The sequence below is a fragment of the uncultured Bacteroides sp. genome (assembly GCF_910585845.1).
Lineage (GTDB): Bacteria > Bacteroidota > Bacteroidia > Bacteroidales > Bacteroidaceae > Bacteroides.
Map to the genome: position 1 here is coordinate 21,564 of NZ_CAJUHF010000046.1, position 6,560 is coordinate 28,123.

Sequence of the window (6,560 nt, forward strand, 5' to 3'; positions counted from 1 at the left end):
GCGGCTGTAGATTTTGATTAAGGTCAGATATTGTGGGTTATAGTATTCCTCTATTTAACAGTAATTTTTATCTCTTTGGTTGCAATTTTTCGTCCTTCTACTGTGGCATTGCCTGCAAGGAATGTTACTGTGTACGTTCCGGGTTTTGTAAATATGTAGCTGTAACTATTTACACGGCGGTTGATATCTTTGATATTCTCTCCGGAATCGGGAGTACAGGCATTCAGTTTGATAGAGTTGGCAATCAACCAGTCGTCATTATTTGCCCATGTAGCATGAGTATTGTTTCCTCCTTGGAACTGGAACTGGTTCTTGCTTTGGTTAATCAAACTCCATGTTCCTTGGATGACACTTCCGGTGGTTACCATCTTGTAGCAATCGTTATCTTTGTTAGAGGGGTTGATATCGAAGCAAGAAAAGTCCATCGTGGAACCTGTCACTTCAGTCACGCTTCCATTGGTCAGAGTGTTTCTGATGATAATGTTCCTGAGATTTATAGTACGTTGCGGAGTTGTTTCCGTAGTTCCTGTAAAACGGAAAGCGATGGTCAATCCTGCTTGGTAATCACTTAAATCGAAGTTTTTTACGGTGACTTTCTTACCATCGGCACCGGCCAGTCCACAAACTTCCGTAACATCATTCCAAGCATGCTCCTGAATAGTCTTGCGGTCGGCATCCGCATCTTTCTTTGTCAGTCCGGGGAAATCCTTAGATAAATAAACATGGAAAGCATTCGTCTGTTTACCATATTGTGACTGTACTTCGAAAGACAAAGTGGAAGATTCTATGTCGGCTGCATCCAATTCTGTGCGGTCACGATAAATATATTGATGTCCATCTTCACCTGAAAAGAAAGTGATGAAGTTGGGATTCCCGTCAAAGTGGAAAGTTACTTCTTCGCCTGCTTTGATTTCCGTCTTGTCTGCTACTACGTTGAAGTTTACGTCTTCGGGATCCAGGTCATTGCAAGCCGTGAACATGGCAAGGGTCGCCAAAACGCAGAGATATTTATTTGTTTTCATAACTTAATACTGTTTTAAAGTTAGTTACATGCCTGAATTATTTCCAAGCATCGTTTTGTTGCAAAAGTTTGTTCAAGCCCAACTCACGGTTAGGAATGGGTAACCACATATAACGTTCGGTGGCATTGTTGGCATAACTTACTGCGAATTTTTTGGCGTTGTCCCAACGTGAATCTTGTGTGTTCTGAGCTACAGAACGCATGTTACCCAAATAGTCATTCCAACGAATCAGGTCATACTTGCGTAAACCTTCGAAGCAAAGTTCGCGGCCACGTTCGTCCTTCACCAATTGCTTGAAATTCTCGTAATTCATGTTGGTTGTGATTTTGGTCACGTTCGGGATGCTACGTTCACGTACGGCATTGATGGCATCACAAGCAGCTTGGGTAGGTCCGTTGTTTATTTCATTCTCACTCTCTGCAATCATCAACAATACGTCTGCATAGCGCAAAAGAGGATAGTTGGTGGGAGTCTGGTTCTTATCACGCGGAAGAACTTTCTCGTATTCACGGCGATACTTACCGGCATTGCGCTGAACATATTGCGTGGCTGCAATAGTCGGATTCTTTTCGTTTACTTTACCATTGACATCCACATTCGGCATGCCTTTGTAACCCCAAGCAAATTTCACATAATTACCGTTGCTCTGTTTAGCAAAACGATAAGGGGCAATGTTCCAGTCACGACGTACATCCGGATGTTCACGTTCGTTCATGCTACCTTCTTCGAATCCTTCATCAACTATTCCGTCACCGTCCAGGTCATTATACAAATCCCAAAGATTCAGTGTACAAGAAATGAATCCGTAAGAATAACCATCGGAACCTAAAGAACTATCTCCGTTTGAAATACCTATTGTATTTCCTATTCGTCCTGAGCCTTGATGTGCATCTTGACGATTACCTTTGAACTCGGCTTCCCAAATGGATTCACGATAAGTATCGTCTACTACGTCTGAAGCGTAATTGATAAATATCTGTTTGTAGTCCGGATTCAACTGATGTTTGCTATCCTTGTTTACCTGCTTTGCCCAATAATTGGCTTTCTCATACATTGGTTTTCCGCCATTGATGGGCCAACCGGCTAATTTCAGATAAACACGTGCCAAGATACCCCTTACGGCAGATTTGCTGACACGGCCGGCAGGAACTGCATCTATTTCACCCACCATGCCTTCTGCTTCTTCCATTTCAGCCACTACGTTTTCGAGGACTTCCTTTTGAGGCATGTTGGCTAAATCGACATCAGTCGGTGTATTTTGTGTATTGGTACGATAAGGAACATTTCCCCAGCATTGTGCCAGCAGGAAGTAACAATAAGCACGAAGGAACTTTGCTTCACCTTTGTATATAGTCTTGACACTTTCATCCATATCCGGAGTCTTATCTACATTCTCCAAGAAAAAGTTTGCATTACTGATACCCTCATACAGGAACTTCCAAAGTTTCAATACGTCCGGGTCGCTGGTTGAGTAGTTATTATTGTAAATGCCAACGGGAAGCGTGTTACGGTCATAATATCCTAAGTCGTCAGTACCTGTAACCATTAATGGATAAACGTTACCATATACTTCTTGGCGTGTGAGACGATTGTATACGGTGGTCAACGACATGAATGCTTCGTCTGCATTTTTAAAGAAATTTTCGGGAGCCACAAAGTCTTGAGGTACAGTATCCAAGAAATCGCATGAGCCTAAAGCAAGGCTAAATGCAAGGGCTGTTATAATTTTATTGAATTTCATTGTAGTGATCTGTTTTTATGTGATTAGAAACCAATGTTTAGTCCTATAGAGAAGTTATATGCACGCGGATAGGCTGAGTAGTCGAATCCTGGTGTCAATGCAGAGTTACGAACTGATACTTCCGGGTCGAATCCTGAGTAAGAACTGAAAGTAAGCAAATTCTCACCTGATACAAAGATACGGGCAGAGGAAAGCGCGTATTTCTTCAACAAATTGGCCGGAACATTATAACCGAATGAAAGTGTTTTCAGACGTAAGTAAGAACCATCTTCAATGACGCGTGAAGAGAATACTTTCGGTCCTTGACCACGTACGGCAGGAATATTGCTTTCCGGGTTTTCGGGAGTCCAGCGGTCGGCATACGATGCGAACATGTTAGTATCTTTACGAGGTTCTCCGTTCTCAAAGATTAAGCGGTTGGCGTTGATGATATCGTTACCATAGCTCCATTGGAAGAAGATAGACAAGTCGAAGTTCTTATAAGTGAAGTTATTGGTGAAACCACCTGTATGGATAGGATGCCCACGACCGATAATGGTACGGTCATCATCATTCACCACACCGTCACCGTTGATGTCCTTGTACTTGGCTGTACCCGGTTTGATGGCTGAACGGTCACCACCATTGTTAGGAACGCCAGGTTTCAGTGTGTAAGTACCGGCAGGTGTCACATCAAAATCATCATATTTATACGTACCGTCATATACGAATCCGTACATCAGTCCTACGGGCTTTCCTACTTGTGCGATGTAAGAAGGAGTTTGGTAACCATTATCGAATGATACTGTACTGAGCAGTGTTTCCTGTCCATCATTCAATTCTTTGATTTTACCACGGTTAAAGGAAATATTGAAGTTGCTATCCCAGGTAAAGTTTTTCTTCCGGATAGGTTGGGTTTCCAAGGTGATTTCCAAACCACGGTTTTGCATCTTACCGATGTTTTTGTAGGCAGTCGCAAATCCTGTAGTGTAAGGAAGGTCTGCGTTCAGCAGCAAGTCACGTGTCAATTTATGGTAGATATCGACTGTCAGGTTGACTCTGTCTTTGAAGAAACCTAAATCTATACCTAAGTTGATTTGGTCGGTCGTTTCCCATTTCAAGTTTTTGTTTGCCAATGCACTCAAGGCATAGCCTGAATAGTAACTGTTGTTGAATGGGTATTCAGTTTCAATGCTTGAATAAAGTTTGGCCAAAGAAGCGAAGTCGCCTACACGGTTGTTACCGGTCATACCCCAGCTTAAACGAACCTTACCATTGCTCAACCAACTTGATGCTTTTTCGAGGAATGCTTCGCGGTTGAAGTTCCATGCGACAGATGCAGAAGGGAAGTAACCCCAACGGTTAGCTGACGGGAACTTAGAGGAACCATCGGCACGGAATGAAGCAGTAAAGTAATATTTGCTATCGTAGTTATAGTTGATACGTGCCAAGTAAGACATCAACTTTGATTCGGACAAAGAAGACTCAACACGCATCGGAGTACCTTCGTCCAGACCGCTCATACCAAGTGATTCGTTGGTGATCTGCTGTACACGCATGTAGTAGTATTTGGAATAGTCTCCTTGGAACGTGAGACCTGCTACTGCATTGACGTTGTGCTTCTTGTTGAAAGTCTTGATGTATGTCAAGGTATTCTCGTTCAGCCATAGGCGGGTCTCCGTTGTACCCACAGATGCGTTTACACCTTCGGAACGGGTGGGATTACCGTAACGGGTCTTTGAGTTGTTGAATTGTTCGTTGGTCACATTCTTCAGTCGGTAACCTGCGGAAACTTTGGCATTGAAACCCGGCAGAATAGTATATTCGAGAAAAGCGTTGGCTACAAGATGATCTTCAATGCGCTTACGATATTCTTCGCGTTGATTAAGGATAGGATTGAAACGATAGTCGTTGGAGCTATCTACGACGGGGTCGAAAAGTGAATTTACCAAATCGGTGTTATCGTAAGTGACCGGACGATATCCCCAAACACTATACATCAAACTGCTTGTTGCACTGGATACTGTGCTTGACGGAGAAGTACCGTTGGTGATAGAGCGAGAGTAGTTGGCGTTCAAGTTGATTTTGAACTTGTCGTTAATGCGCTGGTCAAGGCTGACGCGACCTTGATAACGTTCAAAGTCTGAATTTTCAATAACACCTTCCTGATTCATGTAAGACAGTGAGGTGCTGTAGCGTGTCCCTTCCTTACCACCGGTAAGTGATGCGTAATGGTTGTGCGAGAAAGCCGTGCGGAAGATTTCATCCTGCCAGTCGTATTGACGAACATCGGCAGGCAGGTTGCGATAAAATTCCAAGTCACGCTTCACACCATTCTCATCCTTCCAAGGATAATTGCTGAACCATGTATTTTCCATTTCTGCCGCAGTACGTACTTCGCTTTGTAACTTTACAAATTCGTAAGCGTCCATCATGTCGATGGTATTAGTGATCTTCTGCACTGTAAAGCTACCATTATAAGTAACGGTAGCTTTGCCGGCAACACCTTTCTTGGTAGTGATGATAACTACACCGTTGGCACCACGTGCACCATAAATGGCTGTGGCGGAAGCGTCTTTCAGGATATCCAAAGATTCTATATCTGCGGGGTTGATGGAAGCGGCGCTGGCATCTTCAACCGGGAAACCGTCGATTACGTAGAGAGGTGAGTTGGATTGGGTCAATGAGTTGTTACCACGTACTACGATATTGAATGTAGAACCAGGCATACCTTCGTTTGATGAAACTTGCACACCGGCTATACGTCCGGCCAGTGCTTGGTCGAAACTTGCGATAGGAGTCTTCATCATTTGTACCATATCTGCTTTGCCAGCCGCACCGGTGAAGTCTTTGCGTTTGATGTCTCCGTAACCGGCAGTAATTACAACCTCTTCAAGGGCTTGCGCATCTTCCTGAAGAGTGACATTGAATATCTTTTGGTTTCCGACTTTCATCTCTAAAGTCTTATAACCGATAAAAGAGAATTGAAGGATGTCGCTTGTTTTTACATTATTAAGTGTAAAGCCTCCATCCAGTCCGGTTACTGTACCGTTGGTAGTTCCTTTCACAACGACGCTGACACCGGGAAGTTCACCCATTGAGTCGACAACTTTACCTGTGATTTGGCTTCCTGTCTGTGCCTGCATGTTGGATACGAAGCAGAGAAAAGCAGCCAATAGCATTAAAGTTACTTTCTGTTTCATAGAATATTAAATTAATTAGTTATTAAAAAAGGTTGGCTACTCTCGTTTCGAGGAGTGAGTCACCGTGCAAATGTATGATATTGTTAAAAGATGGCTTTCGCTAATAGTTCACAATTGGTATGAATTCGTACATTTCTGGCTGAGAATAACTCTTTTGTACGATTTTCTACTTGATTTCCCTCTCTTGACATTTGTCTTGCGAGACGGCTAAATTTGTCTCGTGAACTGAATAAAATCGTCTCGTGGGCTGAAAAAAATCGTCTCATGAGATGATTTTATCCGTCTCGTGAGACAAAATCATCTGTCTCACGAGTCAATCTGTATCCGTTTCGGAGCGTCTAAAGTTCACGTTCACGTATACACTGCTAAAGCTAAAGTTTGGAGAAGAATTTTTATCTGTTTAATTCCGCTAACGGGTTGCTATATTGGGCAAATACGTCAATAATGTGACAAACTGAATCTCTTCTATATTTCTTTTTTGAGAGCCTTTACTTTAGTGGGATAACCATATTCCAGGAACGCGTCCCATTTTCAAATTCGCCCGGACCATCCATCGTTGCAAAGAATATGAACTATAATAAGAAAATTGAATACGGTTAACGATAATTAGCATAA

General features: G+C 42.8%; 3 protein-coding genes. All 3 read right to left on the reverse strand.

Going from position 1 to position 6,560, the window contains the following annotated elements; genetic code table 11:
• Positions 1-50: 50 nt before the first annotated feature.
• From QZ323_RS11665 to QZ323_RS11675, 3 genes are read right to left on the reverse strand one after another with little or no spacing between them, the layout of a single operon-like run.
• Positions 51-1,022 carry a DUF5017 domain-containing protein gene (locus QZ323_RS11665; RefSeq protein WP_294634866.1) on the reverse strand — a complete coding sequence of 324 codons (972 nt, stop codon included), beginning with the start codon at positions 1,020-1,022 and terminating at the stop codon, positions 51-53.
• A gap of 37 nt (positions 1,023-1,059) precedes the next feature.
• A complete protein-coding gene (locus QZ323_RS11670) occupies positions 1,060-2,763 on the reverse strand; it encodes a RagB/SusD family nutrient uptake outer membrane protein (protein WP_294634867.1) in 1,704 nt (567 codons plus the stop codon).
• A 23-nt stretch (positions 2,764-2,786) separates the two neighbouring features.
• Entirely contained in the window at positions 2,787-5,945 is a 3,159-nt protein-coding gene (locus QZ323_RS11675) for a TonB-dependent receptor (protein ID WP_294634868.1), read from the reverse strand.
• Between the last annotated feature and the right edge of the window lie 615 nt (positions 5,946-6,560).